The sequence below is a fragment of the Streptomyces sp. NPDC021562 genome (assembly GCF_040640875.1).
Taxonomy (GTDB): Bacteria; Actinomycetota; Actinomycetes; order Streptomycetales; family Streptomycetaceae; genus Streptomyces.
Genome location: NZ_JBFACN010000053.1, coordinates 1 through 22,784, shown reverse-complemented (window position 1 = coordinate 22,784; position 22,784 = coordinate 1). Strand labels below are relative to the sequence as shown.

Sequence of the window (22,784 nt, the reverse complement as noted above, 5' to 3'; positions counted from 1 at the left end):
TTTGTCGACGTGGTGGAGCCAGGTGTCGTCGGTGGTGGTGAGGGTGTCGATGAGGGACCAGCCGGTGAGGGGGTCGAGGGCGGTGGCGCAGGTGTTGAGGGCGTCGTGGAAGTGGGGGTCGGTGTGGTAGAGGTCGCGTGCCATGCCGGCCCATTGGGAGCCCTGGCCGGGGAAGACGAAGACGGGGCCGCGTGGGGTGGTGTGGGCGTGTCCGGTGATGACGTGGGGGGAGGGTTGGTGGGTGGCCAGGGCGCGCAGGCCGTCCAGGGCGCTCTGGTGGTTTTCGGCGATGACGGCTGCTCGGTGGGGGAGCAGGGCGCGGGTGGTGGCCAGGGCGTGGGCGATGTCGGGGAGGTGCTGCTGCCCGCCCTCCAGCGCGTCGGCGAGCCGTCCGCCCATCGCGGCCAGTGCTTCGGTGCTGGCTGCGGAGAGCAGGAGGGGCAGGGGGGAGGAGGGTGCCTGCGGCGGGCGTGCGGGTTCCTCGGGTTCTTCGGGTTGTTCCAGGATGACGTGCGCGTTGGTCCCGCTGATCCCGAAGGACGAGACTCCGGCCCGGCGTGGCCTGGCGGTCTCGGGCCAGGGAAGGGTCCGGTCGAGGAGGTGGACCCGGCCCTCGCTCCAGTCGACCTGGCTGCTGGGACGGCTGAGGTGGAGGCTGCGGGGGAGCACGCCCTCGCGCATGGCCCAGATCATCTTGAGGATGCCGGCGAGACCGGCGGCGGCCTGGGTGTGCCCGATGTTGGTCTTGACCGAGCCGAGGTAGAGGGGGTGGCTGCGGTTCTGGCCGTAGGTCGCGAGGATGGCCTGGGCCTCGATGGGGTCGCCGAGCCGGGTGCCGGTGCCGTGGGCCTCGACGGCGTCCACGTCGGCGGCGGTGAGCCCCGCGCTGTCCAGGGCGCTGCGGATGAGGCGGGCCTGGGACCGCCCGTTGGGGGAGGTGAGGCCGTTGGAGGCGCCGTCCTGGTTGACGGCGGTGGCGCGGAGGACCGCGAGGACCGGGTGGTTGTTGCGGCGGGCGTCGGACAGCCGCTCCACCAGCAGCGTGCCCACGCCCTCGCTCCACGACGAGCCGTCCGCCGCGTCGTCGAACGCCTTGATGCGGGCGTCCGGGGCGAGCCCCCGCTGGCGGGAGAACTCCACGAAGGACTCGACCGTGGACATGACGGTGGCGCCGCCCGCCACGGCGAGGTCGCACTCCCCGCTGCGCAGTGACTGCACGGCCAGGTGCAGGGCGACGAGGGAGGACGAGCAGGCGGTGTCGATGGTCAGGGCGGGCCCTTCGAGGCCGTAGACGTACGACAGCCGTCCCGAGGCGATGCTGCCCGCCGTACCGGCGCCGATCATGCCCTCGAAGCCGTCCGGCGCCGGGGTCAGCCGGGTGCCGTGGTCATGGGACAGGATGCCGATGAACACACCGGTGCGGGAGCCCGCCAGGCCCAACGGGTCCACGCCCGCCCGTTCGAAGGTCTCCCAGGTCGTCTCCAGGAGCAGCCGCTGCTGCGGGTCCATCGACAGCGCCTCACGCGGCGGGATGCCGAACAGCGTGGCGTCGAACCCGGCCGCGTCCCGCAGGAAGCCGCCCTCCTTGACGTACATGTGCCCGACGGCGTCCGGGTCGGGGTCGTACAGCGCGTCGACGTCCCAGCCGCGGTCGGCGGGCATGGCCGTGATCAGGTCGCGTTCCTCGACGACCGCGCGCCACAGGTCCTCCGGTGAGTCGATGCCGCCGGGGAACCGGCAGGCGGCCGAGACGATCGCGACGGGCTCCGGCCGGCCCGACTCCAGTGCCAGGAGCCGGGCGCGGGCGCGATGCAGATCGGCCGTCACCCGCTTCAAGTACTCGATGATCCGCGTGTCTTCCACGGAACGCGTCCCTTTCTGCCGGGGCTCGGAAGCGGGCCCGTGCCGAGGTCGGTGAGGCTCGGCGGGGGACCGGGCCGCCGATGGTTCAGAAGGTGCCCATGTCGTCGATGAAGTCGAGGAGCTGGTCGACCGAGGCGTCCTGGAGGCCGAGGTCGTCGGTGGGTGTCCCGCCGTCGGCGGTGGCCCGGGTTCCCTGGCCGTCGCTGTCGTTCCATCGGGACACCAGGGCGTGCAGCCGCATGGTGACCTTGGCCCGCAGGGCCGGGTCGGTGGTGTCGGCGCCGAGCAGGGCCAGTTCGAGGCGGTCGAGGTCGGTGAGGACGGGCGGTACCGTCTCGACGGGGACGCCGAACAGCTTCTCGTCGAGGTACTCCGCGACGGCCTTCGGGCTGGGGTGGTCGAAGGCGAGCGTGGCCGGCAGCTTCAGGCCGCTCAGCGCGGACAGCCGGTTGCGCAGGTCCACGGCGGTCAGCGAGTCCAGGCCCAGTTCCCGGAAGGCGCGGACCTCGTCGACCTGGTCGGCCGAGCCGTGCCCGAGGACGAGGGCGACCGTGCCGCGTACGGCGTCGACGAGGGCGGTGGCGCGTTCGGCGGGGCCGAGGGCGGCGAGCCGGTCCCGCAGGCCGCCCGGCTCGGCGCCGCCCGCGGCACGCCGGCCGGCCCGCACCAGGCCGCGCAGCAGCCCGGGGAGGGTTCCGTCAGCCGCCTGTGCCCTGAGGGTCGCGAAGTCGAAACGGGCGGCGACCACGTGGGCCTCGCCGGTGTCGAGGGCCGTGTCCAGCAGGGTCATGCCCTGCTCGGCGGTGAGGCTGCGGGTGCCGGAGCGGGCCATCCGGCGGGCCAGGTCCCGCTCGGTCAGTCCGGCGCCCATCTCGGAACGGTCCTGCCACAGCCCCCAGGCGACGGAGAGGCCGGGCAGCCCCAGGGACCGGCGGTGCTGGGCCAGGGAGTCCAGGAAGGCGTTCGCCGCGCCGTAGTTGGCCTGGCCGGCACCGCCGAAGGTGCCCGCCATCGAGGAGTAGAGCACGAACGCGGCCAGGTCGGCGTCCCGGGTGAGCCGGTGCAGGTGCCAGGCGGCGTCGGCCTTCGCCCGCAGCACTGTGTCGACGTCGTCCGCGGTGAGCGAGCCGAGGGCGCCGTCGGCGAGCCGGCCGGCCAGGTGGAACACCCCGGTGAGCGGATGCTCCCGGGGCACCTCCGCCAGCAGCCGGGACAGCGCCTCGGCGTCGGACACGTCGCAGGCGGCCACCGTGACCTGTGCACCGGCCTCGCTCAACTCCTTGTGCACAGTCGCCGCGTTGGGTGCGTCGGGGCCCCGGCGGCCGGTGAGCAGCAGGTGCCGGGCACCGTGCCGGGCGACCAGGTGGCGGGCGAGGATCCCGCCGAGGGTGCCGGTGCCACCGGTGATCAGGACCGTGCCGTCCGGGTCGAGGGCGCGGCGGGCGACGGCGGCGGGTACCTCGGTACGCGCCAGTCGTGGCGCCCGCAACACCCCTTGACGCAGGGCGAGTTGCGGTTTCCCGGAACCGAGGGCGGCCGCCAGCACGACCGTCGGGACCACCGCCGTGTCGCTGTCCAGCAGGACGAAGCGGTCGGGCTGCTCCTGCTGCGCCGAGCGGACCAGGCCCCACAGGGGCGCCTGCGCGAGGTCGGCCGGTGCCTCCTGCGGGCCCGCCGCCACTGCCTGCCGGGTGAGGAACACCAGCCGTGCCTGCCCCCAGCGGTCGTCCGCCGTCCAGTCCCGGCACAGCTCCAGGGCGTCCAGCAGTACCCGGCGGTCGCCGGGCGCCCCGTCGGCGCCGGTCACCAGCACGGCGTCCGGCACCGGGGCGCCCGCGGCCACCGCCGCCGTCAGCGCGGCCAGGTCGGCGTAGTGCCGGCGGCTGTCCACCTCGGCAGGCCGGACCGACTCGCCGTGCGTGCCGAGCACCGCCCAGCGGACGGCGGTGGTCTCGGCGACCGGCAGCGCGGGCCAGTCCAGCCGGAAGAGGGAGTTCTCCGTGCCGGTGCGGCCGGTCGTGAGGGCGGCGGCCATGGGGCGCACGGCGACGGACTCGGCCGTGAGCACCGGCCGGCCCGCGCCGTCGTACAGGTGGAAGGCGAAGCCGCCCCCGCCGAGGCGGACCGCTCGCACCCGTAGCTCCGTGGCGCCCTGGGCGTGCAGGGTGACGCCGCTCCAGCTGAAGGCGAGCTGTCCGCTGTCGTCCACGCCGTCCAGGACGACGACGTGCAGGGCCGCGTCCAGCAGCGCCGGGTGGATGCCGTACCGCGCGGCGTTCTTGGCCTCGGACCGCGGGAGCCGGACCTCGGCCAGGAGTTCGTCACCGCGCCGCCAGGCCGCGGTCAGACCGCGGAAGGCCGGGCCGTAGCCGATGCCGGCGGCGGCGATGCGCTCGTAGGCGTCGTCGGCGGGGAGCGGCTCGGCGTCGTGCGGGGGCCAGCCGGTGAGGGGTTCGGGGTCGGCCCCGGCGGGAGCCAGGACGCCCTCGGCGTGCCGGGTCCACGGGGCGTCCTCGTCGGCGTCCGGCCGGGAGTGGACGCGGACCGCGCGCCGGCCGGAGCCGTCCGGTGCGTCGACCGTCACCTGGACGACCGTCCCGCCGTCCGCGGGGATCACCAGCGGCTGCTGGAGCGCGAGGTCCTCCAGGGTGCCGCAGTCCACGGCGTCCCCCGCCCGCACCGCGAGTTCCACGAAGGCCGCACCGGGCAGCAGCGCCACCCCGGCCACCGCGTGGTCGTCCAGCCACGGCACCGACCGCCGGGACAGCCGGCCCGTCAGCAGCGCACCGTCGTCGGCGAGTTCCACACTGGCGTCGGCCAGGGGGTGCCCGGTGCCGCGCACCCCCGCGCCCACCGGACCGCTCGTCGGCTCCAGCCAGAAGTGGTCGCGCTGGAAGGCGTACGTCGGCAGGTCCACGCGGCGCGCGCCGACGCCTTCGAACACGGCGGACGCCCAGTCCACGGCCACCCCGTGGGCCCACGCCTCGGCAAGCGCCCGCGCCGTGCGCCCGGGACCGCCGTCCTCGCGCCGCAGGGTGCCCAGCGCGGCCACCCGGACGTCCCGTGTCCCGGCGATGTCCGTGACCGGGCCGAGCAGCAGCGGATGCGGGCTCATCTCCAGGAACACCCGGTGCCCGCGGTCCAGCAACCGCCGCACGGCCGCGTCGAACCGCACCGGCTCGCGGGCGTTGCGGTACCAGTACGCGGCGGTCATCTCCGGGCCGTCCAGGAGGTCACCGGTGACCGTCGAGCACAGCGGGACCGTCCCCGCCCACGGCGTCAGTTCCGCCAGCGCGTCGAGGAGCCGGGTGCGCAGCCGTTCCATCTGCGGGGCGTGGCCCGGCGCCACCGCGCCGCGCACGCGCCGCACCTGCGCTCCCTCGGCCTCGGCCACCGCCAGGAACTCCTCCAGCGCCGCCACGTCACCCGTGACGACCACGGACTCCGGGCCGTTGACGACGCCGACGCTCAACTCCCGCTCCCAGGGCTTCAACCGGGCGGCGACCCACTCCGGTGACCTGGACACCCCGGCCATCGCGCCCAGGCCCACGACGTCCACGATCAGCCTGCTGCGCAGGGCCACCACCCGGGCCGCGTCCGCCAGCGACAGCGCGCCCGCCACGTGCGCGGCGGCTATCTCGCCCTGCGAGTGGCCCACGACGGCCGCCGGCCGCACCCCGGCGGCCTGCCAGGTGCGGGCGAGCGCGACCATCACCGAGAACAGCACCGGCTGCACCACGTCCAGCCGCTCCAGCGACGGCGCGTCCGGCGCCCCGGCCATCGCGCCCGTCACCGACCAGCCGACCAGATCGGCGAAGACCCGCTCGCAGTCCGCGAACGCGTCTCGGAACACCTCGGAGCCCGCCAGCAGCGCCGAGGCCATCCCCACCCACTGCGAGCCCTGCCCGGGGAACACGAACACCGCGTCCGAGCCGGTCGGTGTCCCCGTGACCACGTGGGGCGCCTCGACGCCCGCCGCCAGCGCCTCGAGTCCGGTACGGGCGTCGGCCGGGCCGGACGCGAGCACCACCGCGCGGTGCGCGTGCGCGGTGCGGGTGGCCGCCGCCGACCAGGCCACATCGGTCAGCTCCGGGGCGTCCGGGGCGGCGAGCAGGTCGCCGAGCCGGGCCGCCTGGCCGCGCAGGGCGGCGGGCGTGTGCCCGGACAGCACGAGCGGCGTCACCGGCAGCGGCGGCCGCGGCCCGTCCGGCTCGGGCGCGGACGGCCCCTGTTCGAGGATGACGTGGGCGTTGGTGCCGCTCGCGCCGAACGCCGAGACGCCGGCCCGGCGCGGCCGGTCCACGGCCGGCCACACCTCGGCCTCGGTCAGCAGCCGTACCGCCCCCAGGGACCAGTCGATCCGCGTCGACGGCCGGTCCACGTGCAGGGACCTCGGCAGCAGCCCGTGCCGCAACGCCATCACCGTCTTGATGACACCGGCCACTCCGGCCGCACCCTGGGTGTGCCCGATGTTCGACTTGACCGAACCGAGCCGCAGCGGCCGGTCCGCCGGCCGGTCCCTGCCGTACGTCGCCATCAGCGCGTGCGCCTCGATCGGATCGCCCAGCCGGGTGCCGGTGCCGTGCGCCTCGACGGCGTCCACGTCGGCCGGACCCAGCCCGGCGTCGTCCAGCGCGGCCCTGATCACCCGCTGCTGCGCGGTGCCGTTCGGGGCGGTCAGCCCGTTGGAGGCACCGTCCTGGTTGATCGCCGTCCCGCGTACGACGGCCAGCACCCGGTGTCCGGCGCGGCGGGCGTCGGAGAGCCGCTGCACCAGCAGCATGCCCACGCCCTCCGACCACATCGTGCCGTCGGCGGCGTCCGCGAAGGACTTGCTGCGCGCGTCGGGCGCCATCAGCCCCTGCCCGGAGAACCCCACGAAGGCGCCCGGCGAGGACATCACCGTGGCGGCCCCCGCGAAGGCCAGGTCGCACTCCCCGGCGCGCAGTGCCCGCACCGCCTGGTGCAGGGCCACCAGCGCCGAGGAGCACGCGGTGTCCACGGTGACCGCGGGGCCCTCGAAGCCGAAGGTGTACGCGATGCGCCCGGTGGCGATGGAGCCGCCGATCCCGGTCGCGAAGTACGGCACCAGATCGTCGGGCATCCGCTCCGGCCCCGGCAGGTAGTCATGGCCCACCAGCCCCGCGAACACGCCGGTGCGGCTGCCGCGCAGCGCACCCGCGTCCAGGCCGGCCCGTTCCAGCGCCTCCCAGGCGGTCTCGAGCAGGAGCCGGTGCTGCGGGTCCATGGCGAGGGCCTCGCGCGGGGAGATCCCGAAGAACGCCGGGTCGAACTCGCCCGCGTCGTACAGGAATCCGCTCTCCCTGGCCTCCGTGGCCGTACCCGCGCCGCCGTTCGGGTCGAACAACTCCTCCAGGTTCCAGCCCCGGTTGTCGGGGAAGCCGCCGAGGGCGTCGCGTTCGTCGACCACCAGCTGCCAGAGCTCCTCGGGGCTGGTGACCCCGCCCGGGAAACGGCAGCCCATCCCGATGATCGCGACCGGTTCGTCGGTGGCGCGCGCCGGACGGCGGCGCCGCGCCGGAGCGGACGTGCGACCGGTGCCGTCCCGGTCGGCCGGGTCCGCCCGGCCGCCGGCCGTCGCGTCCTGGCGCTCCTGGTCCAGGTGGGTGGCGAGAGCCCGCGGGCTGGGGTGGTCGAAGACCGCCGACGCGGGGACGGACAGACCGGTCGCCGCCCGCAGGTCGGCACAGAGCTCCACCGCGCCGACGGAGGTCACGCCCAGCTCGGAGAACGGGCGGTCGGGCGGCACGGCCTCCTGGGAGGCGTGCCCGAGGACGGCTGCGGTGGCCGCGCGGACCAGGTCGAGGGTCTCCAGCCGTGCGGTCACCGGCTGCGGTTCGGCGACGGCCGGGGGGACCGCGACCGGCGCGCCGTCGAAGGTGCGGTCCACCGCCAGCCAGTACCGCCGGTGTTCGAAGGCGTACGTCGGCAGCGGGACGCGCTCTGCGCCGGTGCCTGTGAACACCGCGGCCCAGTCGGCACCGACGCCCGCCGCGTGCACCCGGCCGAGTCCCAGCAGCAGCGACGCGGTGTCCGGACGGCCCTTGCGCAGGGTCGCGGCGAGGACCGCCGCCGACCGGTCGGTCACGCAGTCGGCCGCCATCGACGTGAGGACTCCGTCCGGGCCCAGTTCCAGGAACACCCGCCCGCCGGCCGCCTCGGCGGCGCGCACCGCGTCCAGGAAGCGCACCGGTGCGCGCAGGTGCCGTACCCAGTGGTCGGGGCCGGTGACCGCACCGGGTTCGACCAGCGCGCCGGTCAGCGCCGACACCAGCGCGATCCGCGGCTCGCGGTACGTCACCCGGGAGGCCACCTCGCGGAACTCCGGCAGGGCCGGATCCATCAGCGCCGAGTGGAACGCGTGACTGACCGTGAGCGGCCGGGTTTTGCGGCCGCGCTCGGCGAGGACCCGGGCCACGGCCTGCGTCGCGCGCGCCTCTCCCGACAGCACGACGGACTCCGGGCCGTTGACGGCCGCGATCCCCACGCCGGGTGTCAGCAGCGGCAGGACCTCGGCCTCGGCCGCCCGCACCGACACCATCACCCCGCCCCCGGGCAGCCGGTCCATCACCCGGCCGCGCGCCGCCACCAGCGCGCACGCGTCGGGCAGCGACAGCACCCCGGCCGCATGGGCCGCGGTCAGCTCCCCGACCGAGTGCCCGACCAGCCGGTCCGGCACCACCCCCCACGACTCCACGAGCCGGAACAGGGCCGTCTCGACCGCGAACAGCGCGGGCTGGGTGAACGCCGTCCGGTCGAGGGCCGCCGCGTCCCCGAACAGAACCGGCCGCAGCGGGCGTTCGAGCAGCGGGTCGAGGTGCGCGCAGACCTCGTCGAGGGCCGTGGCGAACACCGGGAAGCCGTCGTACAGCTCCCGGGCCATGCCCTCGTACTGGGCACCCTGACCGGTGAACAGGAAGGTCAGTGACGGCTGTTCCAGCGCCTCACCGCGTACCACTCCCGCTCCGGGTGTGCCCTCGGCGGCGGCGTCGAGCCCGGCGAGGAGTTCCCCCCGGTCCGCCGCGACGACCACCGCACGGTGCCGCATCCGGGCGCGGGTGGTGGCCGTGGACCAGGCGACGTCGAGCGGGCGCGAGTCCGGGTGCGCGCGCAGGTGTCCGGCGAGCCGGGCCGCCTGGCCGCGCAGGGCGTCCGGGGTGCGGGCGTCGAGCAGGAAGGGCAGCGCGGCGGGGGCGGCCGTAGCCGGGGCCGCCGGGCCCGGCGGGTCGGCGGGACCGGCCTCCTCCAGCACCACGTGCGCGTTCGTCCCGCTGATCCCGAAGGACGACACCGCCGCCCGGCGCGGCCGGTCCGTGCGCGGCCAGCGCTGCTCGTCGTGCAGCAGCCGTACCCCGGCCGTCGCCCAGTCGACGTGGGTGGTGGGCGGGTCGGCGTGCAGGGTCCGGGGCAGGACGCCGTGCCGCAGGGCGAGGACGGTCTTGATGACGCCGGCGACCCCGGCGGCGGCCTGGGTGTGCCCCAGATTGGACTTGACCGATCCCAGCCACAGGGGCCGCCCGGCCGCCCGGCCCCTGCCGTAGGTGGCGAGCAACGCGTCCACCTCGATGGGGTCGCCGAGCCGGGTGCCGGTGCCGTGCGCCTCGACCGCGTCGACATCGTTTGGGGCGAGCCCCGCGTCCGCGAGCGCCGCCCGGATCACCCGCTGCTGGGCGGGGCCGCTGGGCGCGGTCAGGCCGTTGGAGGCGCCGTCCTGGTTGACGGCCGAGCCGCGCACCAGCGCGAGGACCCGGTGTCCGTTGCGGCGGGCGTCGGAGAGCCGCTCCAGCAGGAGCATGCCCACGCCCTCCGACACGGCGGTGCCGTCGGCGCGGTCCGAGAACGTCTTGCAGCGGCCGTCCGGGGCCAGCCCGCGCTGGCGGGAGAACTCCACCAGCGTCCACGGGCTCGACATCACCGTGGCACCGCCCGCGAGCGCCAGCTCGCACTCGCCGCCGCGCAGCGCCCGCACCGCCTGGTGCACCGCCACCAGGGACGCCGAGCACGCCGTGTCCAGCGTGACCGCGGGCCCTTCGAGGCCCAGTGCGTAGGCGAGCCGCCCGGACAGCACGCTCTGGGTGGAGCCGGTGCCCAGGTAGCCGCCGAGTTCGTGGGCGCCGTCCAGCATCGGCGGCACGTAGTCCTGGCCGTTGGTCCCGACGAACACGCCCGTCGCGGTGGCGCGCAGCGCCCCGGGGTCGATCGCCGCGTCCTCCAGCGTCTCCCAGGCGACCTCCAGCAGCAGCCGTTGCTGCGGGTCCATGGCGAGGGCCTCGCGCGGGGAGATCTCGAAGAAGCCGGCGTCGAAGTCGCCCGCCCCGGCGAGGAAGCCGCCCTCGCGGACGTACGCCGTGCCGGGGGCCGCCGGGTCCGGGTCGTACAGGGCGTCCAGGTCCCAGCCACGGTCGGCGGGGAGCGGGCCGATCGCGTCGGCGCCCTCGGTGAGCAGCCGCCACAGCCCGGCCGGGGAGTCCGCGTCCCCCGGGTAGCGGCAGCCCATGCCGACGATCGCCACCGGCTCGGACCGCCTGGCCTCCGAGTCGGCCAGTTTCCGTTTCGTCGCGTCGAGTTCCTGGGCCATCCACTTCAGGGTCTCGACGACCTTGTCGCCACCGGGGGCCGGAGTCTGGCTGTCGCTGCTCGTCACTGCACGCATCTCCTGAGTCGCCGGGGGGCGGGCCGCTGCCGGACCCTGGGAGCTGACCGGCCGTCGCGGCGGGCCCGAGGGCCCATGGGGGCCGGTCACCTGCCGAACCGTTCCTGGATGAAGCCGAGAACCTCCTCGGCGGTGGTCGCCGTCGCCAGCGGGTCCGCGTCCCCGTCGTGGCCGGCGTCCGCGGTGCCCTCCGGGAGCCGGGCCAGCAGGGCGCGCAGCCGGTCCGCCACCGCCGCCGAGGCGGGCGCGTCGAGGTGGTCCAGCGCCGCCTCCAGCCGGGCCAACTCGGCTTCCGCGCCCACGGCGTGTTCCGGAGCACGGTCAGCCGCGGGCCCGTCGTCGACGGCCAGCTCGGTGAGCACATGCGCCGCCAGCGCCTGCGGGGTGGGGTGGTCGAAGACCACCCCGACCGGCAGCCGGAGTCCGGTGGCCGCGCCCAGGCGGTTGCGGAACTCCACGGCGGTCAGCGAGTCGATGCCGAGTTCACGGAAGAGGCGGCTCGGTGAGATCTCGCCGGGGTCGGCGTGCCCCAGCACGGCGGCAAGGTGACGCATGATCAGATCCTTTGTCAGATCGGCGCGTTCACCGGGGGGTGCCGCCGCGACCCGGTCATGGAAGCCGGCCCCGGTCTCCGCCCCCGTATCCGCTTGCGCGGGTCCGCCCGCCGGGTCCGCGTCCGGTGCCGGCCTGCGGTAGCCCGGCAGCCCGAGGAACAGCCGGGTGGCTCGCACCCCGGCCGGTTCGGTGGTGAGCCGGCCGAAGTCCACGTCGGCGACGACCAGATGGCCGCTGTCGCCGCCCACCGCGCGCTCCAGCGCGCGCACCGCCCGCCGCGGGTCCATCGACTCCATCGCGAACCGGTGCAGCCGGTTGGCGATCACCTCGCCGCCTTCCAGACCGCTGGCGCCCGCCCAGTGCCCCCAGCCGACGGACAGCGCGGGCAGCCCGAGCGCCCGGCGGCGCAGCGCCAGCGCGTCGAGATACGCGTTGCCGGGCGCGTAGCCGCCCTGGCCCGCGTCCGCCGTGACACCCGCGAACGAGGAGAACAGCACGAACGCCTCCAGCGGCAGGCCCCGGGTCAGCTCGTCGAGATGGAGGGCGGCCTGCGCCTTCACCCGCAGCGAGCGCTGGAGCTGGGCGGGGGTCAAGGACGTCAGCAGTGCGTCGTCCACCGCCGCCGCCGCGTGCACCACGGCGGTCAGCGGATACTCCGCCGGTACCTCCCCGAGCAGCCGCTCCAGCTCCGCACGGTCGCCGAGGTCGCAGGACGCGAGGGTCACCCGGGCGCCCAGTGCGGTGAGTTCGTCCGCCAGCTCCCGCGCACCCGGCGCCTGCGGCCCGCGCCGTCCGGCCAGCAGCAGGTGCGGTGCCCCCAGGACCGCCAGATGACGGGCCACATGGCCGCCGAGCGCGCCCGTGCCACCGGTCACCAGCACGGTCCCCGACGGCTTCCAGCCCTCGGGCCGGTCCGGCGCCGCCGCCGGCACCAGCCGCCGGGTCAGTGCCGCCGACGCCCTGACCGCCACCTCGTCCTCGCCGGTCGCACCGGACAACACGGCCACCAGCCGGGCGAGTTCACGGCCCCCGAGCTCCGTCGGCAGATCCAGCACCCCGCCCCACCGCTCGGGGTGCTCCTGACGCGCGACCGCACCGAGCCCCCACACCGTCGCCTGTTCCGGAGCGGGCACGCGGTCCCCGGGCTCCGCACCGACGGCCCCTCGCGTGAGCACCCACAGGGGAGCGGGCCAGTCGACGTCCCCGAGGGCCTGGTCGAGGGCGAGGGTGGCCGCCAGCGCGCGCGGTACGGCGTCGTGGTCGGGGCGGGTGCCGTCGAGCAGCCCCGTCAGCGCCAGCACCCCGGTGAACGCCGGTGCCTGTGCGGGGAGCGCGCCCAGCGCCCCGGCCACGGCCGCACGGTCGGCATCCGCGGGAAGTTCGAGCGCGGTCACCCCGGCGCCGAGCGCGGGCCCGATCCGGTCCGCCACCGACCGGGCCGCCGGATCGTCGGGTACGACCAGCAGCCAGTCACCGGTGAGCACGGGCCGGGCCGGCGTGCCGACCGGCTCCCACACCACCCGGTGCCGCCACCGGTCGAGCACCGCGTCCTCCCGGGACCGGCGCCGCCAGTCGGCGAGGGCCGGCAGCACATCCCGGAACGAGGCCAGCTGGCCGTTCACCAGCGGCAGTTCACCCAGCAGCCCGTCGAGGTCACCGCTCTCGACCGCGTCCCAGAAGCGTCGCTGGGCCTCGTCGCCCTCGGTGACGCCGGCGTCGGCCGGCGCGCCGGCCGACGCGGCGAAGTAGGCGGACTGGCGTGGCGCCTCCAGCCAGTAGCGGCGGTGCTGGAAGGCGTAGGTCGGCAGCTCCACCGCAACCGCGGGCGTTTCGGCGTACACCGCGCGTGTCCAGTCCACGGGCACTCCCGCGACGTACGCCGCGCCCAGGGAGGACAGGAACCGGCGGGCTCCGCCCTCGTCCCGGCGCAGGGTGCCGAGCGCCACCGCCGAGGCGCCCGCGTCCTCCAGCGTCTCCTGAAGCCCCGTCAGCAGGACCGGGTGCGGGCTCACTTCCAGGAAGACCCGGTGCCCACGGGAGGCCAGGACCCGCACGGCCGTGTCGAAGCGCACCGGCTCGCGCATGTTGCGGTACCAGTATCCGGCGTCCATCGCGGAACCGTCGGTCGCCTCCCCGGTGACCGTCGACACGATCGGTACGGTGCCCGCCCTGGGCGTGACCGGTGCCAGCTCGGCGAGCACCCGTTCGCGCACCAGCTCCACCTGCGCCGAGTGCCCGGCCGCGATGGCCCCCTTGACCCGCCGGGCGCGCAACCCCGCCGCATCGGCGTCCACGAGGAACTCCTCGATCGCGGCGGCCTCGCCCGACACCACCACGGAAGCAGGTCCGTTGACCGCCGCCACGCTCAGTCGGCCGTCCCAGCGCTCCAGTCGCCGCGCGACCGCCTCCCGCGGGGCGGCGACCGAGGCCATCGCGCCCAGCCCCGACAACTCCTCCTGCATGGTCCTGCTGCGCAGGCAGATGATCCGTGCCGCGTCCGGCAGGGACAGCGCGCCCGCGACGCACGCCGCGGCCACCTCGCCCTGCGAGTGCCCGATCACCGCCGCGGGCTCCACCCCGGCCGCCCGCCAGGTTTCGGCCAGTGCCACCATCACCGCGAACAGCAGTGGTTGCACCACGTCCAGCCGCTCCAGCGCGGGCGCGCCGGGACGGTCGTGGAGCACGTCGAAGACCGACCAGCCGACGAACTCGCCCAGCGCGTCGTCGCACTCGGTGAGCGCGTCCCGGAAGACCGGCGAGGTGTCGAGGAGTCCCACCGCCATACCGGGCCACTGCGAACCCTGGCCGGGGAAGACCAGCACCGGTCCGGCGCCCGGCGCGGCCGCCCCGGTGACCAGCTGGGGGTGCGCCTCCTCGTCGGCCAGGGCGCCGAGCGCGGCCAGCGCCTCCTCCCGGTCGGCCGCCACCACGGCCGCCCGGTGCTCCAGCCCGGTCTCCCGAGTGGTGACCAACGCCTTTCCGACGGCGCGGAGTTCCGGGTCCGCCCGGTCGGTGAGCGCGTCGCGCAGCCGACGGGCCTGGTCACGCAGCGCGGCCGGTGTCGCGGCGGAGAGCGGGAGCACGGCGGGTCCGGCGGCGAGGGCGGCGCGGTCACCGGCCGCCGGCCCGCCGGAGGCGGCTGACATGATCTCGGATTCCGGCAGCGGAGCCGCCGCCGACGGCTCGCCGCGCCCCCGTTCCTCTTCCTGTGCCTGCTCCAGGATCACGTGGGCGTTCGTGCCGCTGATGCCGAACGCCGAGACGGCCGCCCGCCGGGCCCGCGCCACCTGCGGCCACTCCCGCGTCGCCGCCAGCAGCTCGACCCGGCCGGACTCCCAGTCGACGTGCGAGGACGCCTCGGCCAGATGCAGGGTGCGGGGCAGCACCCCGTGCCGCAGCGCCTGTACCGTCTTGATCACTCCGGCGATGCCCGCCGAGGCCTGGGTGTGCCCGATGTTCGACTTCAACGACCCCAGGTAGAGCGGGCGTTCGGCCGGCCGGTCCTGTCCGTAGGTGGCCAGCAGCGCCTCGGCCTCGATGGGGTCGCCGAGCGGGGTGCCGGTGCCGTGCCCCTCGACGGCGTCCACGTCGGCGGGGGCGAGCCCGGCGTCGGCGAGCGCCTGCCGGATCACCCGCTGCTGGGACCGACCGTTGGGCGCGCTCAGCCCGTTGGACGCGCCGTCCTGGTTGACGGCCGTACCCCGGACGACGGCGAGCACGGGATGCCCGTTGCGCCGCGCGTCCGACAGCCGTTCCACCACCAGCGTGCCGATGCCCTCGGAGAAGGCGGAGCCGTCGGCGTCGTCCGAGTAGGAGCGGCAGCGCCCGGTCCGGCCGAGCACCTGCTGCCTGCTGAACTCGACGAAGCCGCCCGGTGTCGACATCACCGTGGCGCCGCCGGCCACCGCGAGGTCGCACTCGCCGCCGCGCAGTGCCCGTACCGCGAGATGCAGCGCGACCAGACCCGCCGAGCACGCCGTGTCCAGGGTGAGCGTGGGCCCTTCCAGGCCGAAGACATAGGCGACCCGGCCGGACAGCACGCTGGCGGTGTGGCCGAGCAGCAGGTGGTTGGCGACGCCCTCGGGGGCGTCGGCCACCCCGCCCGCGTAGTCCTGTTCCCCGGCGCCGACGAACACGCCCGTGTTGCTGCCGCGCAGCGAGGACGGCGGGATCCCGGCCCGCTCGAACGCCTCCCAGGTCGTCTCGAGCAGCAGACGCTGATGCGGATCCATGGCCAGGGCCTCACGTGGCGAGATGGCGAACAGGCCCGCGTCGAAACCGGCGATGTCGTCCAGGAAGCCGCCTTCACGCGAGTACGACGTCCCCGTGGCCGCCGGGTCAGGGTCGTACAGCGCGGCCAGGTCCCAGCCCCGGTCGGCGGGGAAGTCCGTGATGGCGTCCCGCTCCTCGACGACCAGCCGCCACAGGTCCTCCGGGGTCACCGTGCCGCCGGGATAACGGCAGGCCATGCCGATGATCGCCACCGGCTCGTCAGGGCCGTACCGCCCGCCGGTTGCCGTTGCCGCCTCCGCCTGCGTGCTCGCGCCGGTGAGGCGGTCGAGTACCGCGGCCGCCAGATCACGCGGCGTGGGATGGTCGAAGACCACCGTGGTCGGCAGGGTGAGTCCGGTGGCCGCGGCGAGCCGGCCGCGCACGTCCACCGCGGTCATCGAGTCCAGGCCCAGGCCCTTGAAGGTCTGCGTGACGTCCAGGTCCGACGCCGCGTCGTACCCCAGCGCCGCCGCGACCTCGTCGCGCACCAGCGTGCGCACCGCCCGCTCCCGCTCCACGGGCGGCAGCGCGGCCAGCTGCCGGGCGAAGTCCCCGCCCGCCGCGGCGCTGTCCTGCTGCGGCCGCCCCGCCACCTGATCGAACAACGGACCCGGCCGTACGGCGCCGAACACCGCCGTCAGCCGGCCCCAGTCCACGTCGGCCACCACCCGGCAGGGCTCGTCCGACTCCAGGGCCCGCCCGAGGTGGGTCAGCGCGTCCGCCGGGTCCAGCGGGCGCAGTCCGCTGCGGCGCAGCAGCTCGGCCCTCGCCTCGTCCGCCGCCATGCCGGCGCCCGCCCAGGGCCCCCACGCCACACTGGTCGCGGGCAGCCCGTCGGCCCGCCGTCGTCGCGCGAGGGCGTCGAGCAGCGCGTTTGCGGCGGCGTACGCAGCCTGGCCGGTGGCGCCCCACACCCCGGCGATCGACGAGAACAGCACGAACGCATCCAGTTCCAGGCCGAGTTCACGGCTCAGCTCGTCGAGGTGCCGGGCGCCGTCGGCCTTGCCCGCGACCACCGCTGACCATGCTCCGGGCGACAGACCGGTCACCGGCCGCGCCGCGAAGGTGCCGGCCGTGTGGAAGACGGCGGTCGGCCGGTGGCGCGCCAGGACGCCGGCGAGCGCCGCGCGGTCGGCCGTGTCGCAGGCCTCGACCGCCACCTCGGCTCCCGACGCGCGCAGTTCGGCGACGAGTTCGGTCGCACCGGGCGCGCCCGCACCCCGGCGGCCGGTCAGGACGAGCCGTCGGGCGCCGAGGGCGGTCAGCCAGCGGGCCACATGGGCGCCGAGCGCCCCGGTGCCCCCGGTGACGAGGACGGTGCCGGTGGGACGCCACGGGCGGCCGGCGCTTCCCGCGTCGGCAGCGGTCACCGGAACGATCCGCCGGCCGAGAACCTGTCCGTCGCGCACCGCGACCTGGTCCTCCCGGCCGGGTCCGCCGCCCGAGGCCAGCACGGCGCACAGGATGTCCAGCGTCTGCTCGCCGAAGCCGTCCAGGTCGGCCAGCCCGCCCCATTGCGGGGCCTGTTCGAGTGCGACCACCTGCCCGAGACCCCACACGGCGGCCTGCGCCACCCCGCGTCCCCGATCCTCCGGTCCGTCGGCGCGGACCGCGCCCTCGGTGACGAACCACAGCGGACCGTCCGCGACCGTCTGCGCGGCTTCCAGGGCGAAGAGCCCGGGGTCGGCGGCCAGCGCCGCCGCGACCACCACACCCGTGACCTCACCCACCGGATCCAGCGTGGCCTGCGCCCCGGCTCGGACCAGCGCGTCGAGCAGCGCCGTCGCCCGCGGGTCCGCCGGGTCGGTGCCGTCCGGCAGCACCACCCGCCACCGGCCGCGCAGCCCGGCCGCGCCCACGGTCACCGGCTGCCACGACACCCGGTGCGCGAGGCGCCGCAGTCGTTCCGGTCGCTCGCCCGCGTCCACCAGCGCGTCCAGCGCACGGGTCTGCTCCTCGGTCAGGTCCAGCCGCCGCACGAACTCCGCGAGCGGCTTGGCTCGACGGGACGGGGACAGCCAGAAGCGCCGGTGCCGGAACGGGTAGGTGGGCAGTTCGACCGTCCTGGCCCCGGTGCCCTCGAAGGCCTTCGACCAGTCGACCCGCAGGCCCGACAGATGCAGCGCGGCCAGCGCCGACAGGAAGGCCGCCGGCTCGGGCCGGTCGGTCCGCAGTGCCGACACGATCACGGGCGAGGCGGTTTCCGGCAGGCTGTCCCGGACCGCCCCGCCGAGCACCCCGGCGGGCCCCAGCTCCAGATACGCCGTCGCGCCCGCCGCGTGCAGCGTGCCGACGCCGTCCCCGAAACGTACCGCCTCCCGCACGTGCCGCACCCAGTAGCCGGGCGCGCACAACTCGTCCGGTCCGGCCAGGGCGCCGGTCACGTTGGACACCACGGGCAGCGTGGGCGGACGGAAGGAGACCTGGGCGAGGACGTCCGCGAACGCGTCCAGCATCCCGTCCAGGTGCGCGGAGTGGAAGGCGTGGCTGACCCGGAGCCGCCGTACCCGGCGCCCCCGGCCCCGGAACCGCTCCGCGACCTGTTCGACCGCCTCCCGGTCACCCGAAACCACCACCGCCCGCGGCCCGTTGACCGCGGCCACGTCCACCCGCCCGCCGTACGCCGCGAGTTCCTGCGCGACCTCCTCCTCGGCCGCCTCCAGGGCGGCCATCGCGCCGTCCGCGGTCACGGCACGCATCAGCCGCCCCCGCGCGGCCACCAGCGCACAGGCGTCGGCCGGCGACCACACCCCGGCCACATGGGCCGCCGCGAACTCGCCGATCGAGTGCCCGATCAGCAGCCCCGGCGTGACACCCCAGTGTTCGACCAGCCGGTACAGCGCCACCTCCACGGCGAACAGCGCGGCCTGCGCGTGGTCGGTACGGTCCAGCAGATCCGGGTCCGTCCCGAACACCACGTCCCGCAGGGGCTGTTCGAGAAGGGGCCCGAAGTGCCCGCACATCTCGTCGAAGGCCTCGGCGAACACCGGCTGCGCCCCGTACAGTTCGCGGCCCATGCCGAGCCGTTGGCTCCCCTGCCCGCTGAAGACGACGGCCAGTCGGCTCTCCTCCCCGGCCCGTCCCGTCAGCGCCCCCGCCGACGCGCGCCCGGCGGCCAGCGCCCGCAATCGCTCGACGGCCTGCTCCCGCCCGTCCGCGACCACGACCGCACGGCAGGGCAGGGCAGCGCGGGTGACCGCCGACGACCACGCCACGTCCACCAGTTCGGCGCCGTCGGCGAGCGCACCGGCGATCCGCCCGGCCTGCGCCCGCAGCGCCTCCTCGTCGGCCGCGGACAGCAGTACCGGGACGACGGCGGGGTCCGGGCCCCGCTCGGGCGGCGCGGCGGCCGCCGGCGCCTGCTCCAGGACGATGTGCGCGTTGGTGCCGCTGATCCCGAAGGACGACACCGCGGCCCGCCGCGGCCGGCCCGCCTCGGGCCACTCCCGTCGCTCGGTGAGCAGCCGCACCCCACCGGACGCCCAGTCCACGTGCGACGAGGGCGGGTCCGCGTGCAGGGTGCGCGGCAGCACGCCCGCGTCCAACGCCTTGATCATCTTGATGACGCCCGCGACTCCGGCGGCAGCCTGGGTGTGCCCCAGGTTCGACTTGACCGATCCGAGGTGGAGCGGCTGGGCGCGGTCCTGGCCGTAGACCGACAGCAGGGCCTCGGCCTCGATCGGGTCGCCGAGCACGGTGCCGGTGCCGTGGCCCTCGACGGCGTCGACGTCAGCCGGTGTCAGCCCGGCGTCGGCCAGCGCCTCCCGGATGACCCGCTGCTGCGCACCGCCGTTCGGCGCCGTCAGCCCGTTGGAGGCACCGTCCTGGTTGACGGCGCTGCCCCGCAGCACGGCGAGCACCCGGTGCCCGCCTCGCAGCGCGTCCGACAGCCGCTCCACCAGCAGCACGCCCACGCCCTCCGACCAGCCGGTGCCGTCCGCGCCCTCGCCGAACGACTTGCAGCGGCCGTCCGCCGAGAGCCCGCCCTGCCGGGAGAACTCCACGAACGTGTCCGGCGTGACCATCACCGTGACACCACCGGCCAGCGCCAGATCGGACTCCCCGCGCCGCAGCGACTGCGCGGCCAGGTGCAGCGCCACCAGCGACGACGAGCACGCGGTGTCCACCGTGAGCGCGGGCCCCTGAAGACCGAGCGCGTAGGCGATGCGCCCCGAGGCCACGCTCCCCGCACCGCCGGTCAGCAGATACCCGGCGACATCCTCCGGCACCTCGGCGCCACCACTGCCGTAGTCGTGGTACATCAGCCCGGCGAACACCCCGGTACGCGAACCCCGCACCGCCTCGGCCGGGATGCCCGCGCTCTCCAGCGCCTCCCAGGACACCTCCAGAAGGAGCCGCTGCTGCGGGTCCATGGCCAGCGCCTCCCGCGGCGAGATGCCGAACAGCGCCGGATCGAACCCGGCGGCGTCGTCGAGGAATCCGCCGTACCGCGTGTCGCTCGTGCCGTGCGCCCCCGCGGACGTGTCGAACAGGGCCGCCAGGTCCCAGCCGCGGTCCACCGGGAACGCGCCCACCGCCTCCCGCTCCTCCAGCACCAGCCGCCACAGATCGGCGGGCCCGGCCACCCCGCCGGGATAGCGGCAGGCCATACCGATGATCGCGACCGGCTCGTCGGCGGTGTGGACCACGCCGCTCGCCGGGTCCGCCGGGACGGCGTCCTCGCCGGTCAGCCGCCCGACCAGGAACCGGGCCAGCGCCCTGGGCGTGGGATGGTCGAAGACCACGGTGGCCGGCAGGGCGACACCGGTGACCGTCGCCAGCCTGTTGCGGACCTCCACCGCCATCAGCGAGTCCAGCCCCGACTTCCGGAACTCGGCCGCGACGTCCAGCCGGGTACCGTCCGTGTGGCCGAGGACCAGCGCGGACTCGGCGCGCACCACCTCCAGCAGCAGCCGCTCCCGCTCCGCGCCGGACAGCCCCGCCAGCCTCGCCGCGAACGCCTGCCCCGTCCCGGCCGAGGACGCCGCCCGGGCGGCCCGCCGCCGCTTCGCACCGGCGGGCGCCAGCCGCGCCAGCAGCGGCGGCACGGGCCGCCCGGCCCGCACCGGCGAGCCCGCGTCGATCCGCGCCGGGACCAGCACGGCCGCGCCACCGACCCGGGCCGCCTCGGCGAGACCGGAGTCCAACAGCGCCAGCGCCTCCTCCACGGGCAGCGGCAGCAGCCCCGCGTGCCGCATCCGGGCCAGCTCCCGCGCACCCAGCCGCCCCGTCATCCCGGACGGCGACTCCCACAGACCCCACGCCAACGACACCGCGGGCAGGCCGAGTTCCCGGCGGTGGACGGCCAGCGCGTCGAGGAACGCGTTGGCCGCCGCGTAGTTGGCCTGCCCGGGGTTGCCCAGCACCCCCGCCACGGACGAGAACAGGACGAACGCCGACAGATCCAGCCCGGCCGTCAACTCGTGCAACCACAGCGCGGCCCGCGCCTTCGGCCGCAGCACCGCCGCCACCGCCTCGGCGTCCAGCCCGGTCACGGTCGCGTCCGCCAGCACCCCCGCCGCGTGCACCACGGCTCCCAGCGGCCGCTCCGACGCCTGGACCTCCGCCACGAGCGCCGCCAGCGCCTGCCGGTCCCCGACGTCACAGGCGCGCACGTCTGCCACGGCGCCCGACTCCGCCAACTCCGCGACCAGTTCGGGCACGCCGGGCGCGGCGGCGCCGGAACGACTCACCAGGAGCAGCCGCCGAGCCCCGTGCGCGGCGACCAGATGCCGTGCCACCAGCGCCCCGAGTCCCCCCGTACCACCGGTGACCAGTACCGTGCGTCCTGGGTCGAGGACCGGTGCGACGAGGCCCTCCTCACCCGCGTGCCGGACCAGCCGCGGCACGTACGACACCCCGCCCCGCAGGGCCAGCTGCGGCTCGTCCCCGATCACCGCCGGAGTGATCTCGACGTCCGCGTCGACCAGCACGAACCGGCCGGGGTGCTCGCTCTGCGCCGACCGGATCAGCCCCCACACGGCAGCGGCCCCCGGATCGGCCGCCGGGTCGCCCGCCCCCACCGAGACCGCACCCCAGGTGCGCACCACCAGTGTCCGCTCCCGCAGCGCCGCGTCCCCCACGAAGCGCCGCACGACCTCCAACACGGCCAGGACGACCGATTCGCCGCCGTCCCGGTCGTCGGTGTGGCCGCCGAGGTCCAGCAGCACCGGGGAGGACCCGTCGGTGTCGAGTGCGCCGAGCTCCTGCGGTCCCGTCAGCACGGCGGCCCAGCCGTCCACCCCGCCTCCGGCCGCCGCCTCGCCTCGGGCCGCGGCCACAGACCCCTTTCCGGACGCGGAGCCGGCCTCCTCCCACCGCAGCGCGAACAGTGCCTCGGTGGGCGACGCCGTCCGCAGCGCCTCCGGCGCGACCGGGAGCAGCGCCAGGGAGGCCACCGACACCACGGGCTGCCCACCGCCGTCCACCGCGGTCAGGGCCACCGAATCCGGGCCCGTACGCCGTATCAGGACCCGCAACGCCGTCGCCCCCGAAGCGTGCACCCGGACCCCCGACCAGGCGAACGGCAGCCGGATGCCCGGCACCTGGGGCAGCAGCCCCGTCGCCGCCACCCCGTGCAGGGCCGCGTCGAGCAGTGCCGGATGCAGCAGGTATCCCTCCGGCGCACCCGCCTCCGTGGGCAGTTCGACCTCGGCGAACACCTCGTCGTCACGGCGCCACAGTGACCGGACCCCCTGGAAGGCCGGGCCGTAGTCGTAACCCCGCGTGCCGAGTTCGTCGTACAGCCCGTCGGTCGTGACGGCACGGGCGCCGGGCGGCGGCCAGGCGCCGGGCCCGGCGACCGGTTCGTCCGGGCCACCGTCCCCCAGCAGACCCTCGGCGTGCAGCGTCCACGCGTCGGCCGATCCCGTGCGGGAGTGCAGGGCCACCGGCCGACGCCCGCCCTCGTCCGGCCGGCCCACCGTCACCTGTACGGTCGACGACCGGCTCAGCGCCAGCGGCGTACGCAGCGTCAGCTCCTCCACCGTCCCGCACCCGACCTCGTCACCGGCGCGCACGGCCATCTCCACGAAGGCCGTCCCCGGCAGCACCACGGTCCCGGCGACCGCGTGATCGACGCACCAGCCGGGGGTGCCCGGCGCCAGCGCGCCGGTCAGCACGAGACCCGCGTCCGCCAGCGGCACCGCGGCGCTCAGCAGCGCGTGATCACGACCCCCGACGCCCCGACGGTCCAGGGCGGTCGAGGTCCGCTCCAGCCAGTAGCGGTGGTGTTGGAAGGGGTAGGTGGGGAGGGGGGTGTGGTGGGTGGTGGGTTGGGTGGTCCAGGTGGGGGTGGTGCCGGTGGTGTGGGCGTGGGCGAGGGTGGTGGTGAGGTCGGTGGGGGTGGCGTGGTTGCGGCGGAGGGTGTGGAGGGTGGTGTGGGGTGTGTGGGTGAGGGTGGGGGTGAGGACGGGGTGGG

At 76.0% G+C, this 22,784-nt stretch carries 3 protein-coding genes; all 3 read right to left on the bottom strand.

All coding sequences use genetic code 11. The annotated features are described in order from the left end of the window. Positions 1-1,863, bottom strand: a 1,863-nt coding sequence (locus AB0G52_RS40105) for a beta-ketoacyl synthase N-terminal-like domain-containing protein (RefSeq protein WP_361344091.1), incomplete at its 3' end; no start/stop codon positions are given. Between the two features lie 85 nt (positions 1,864-1,948). Next, positions 1,949-10,528 carry a type I polyketide synthase gene (locus tag AB0G52_RS40100; RefSeq protein ID WP_361344088.1) on the bottom strand — a complete coding sequence of 2,860 codons (8,580 nt, stop codon included), beginning with the start codon at positions 10,526-10,528 and terminating at the stop codon, positions 1,949-1,951. A gap of 95 nt (positions 10,529-10,623) precedes the next feature. After that, positions 10,624-22,784, bottom strand: a 12,161-nt coding sequence (locus AB0G52_RS40095) for a type I polyketide synthase (RefSeq protein ID WP_361344085.1), incomplete at its 5' end; no start/stop codon positions are given.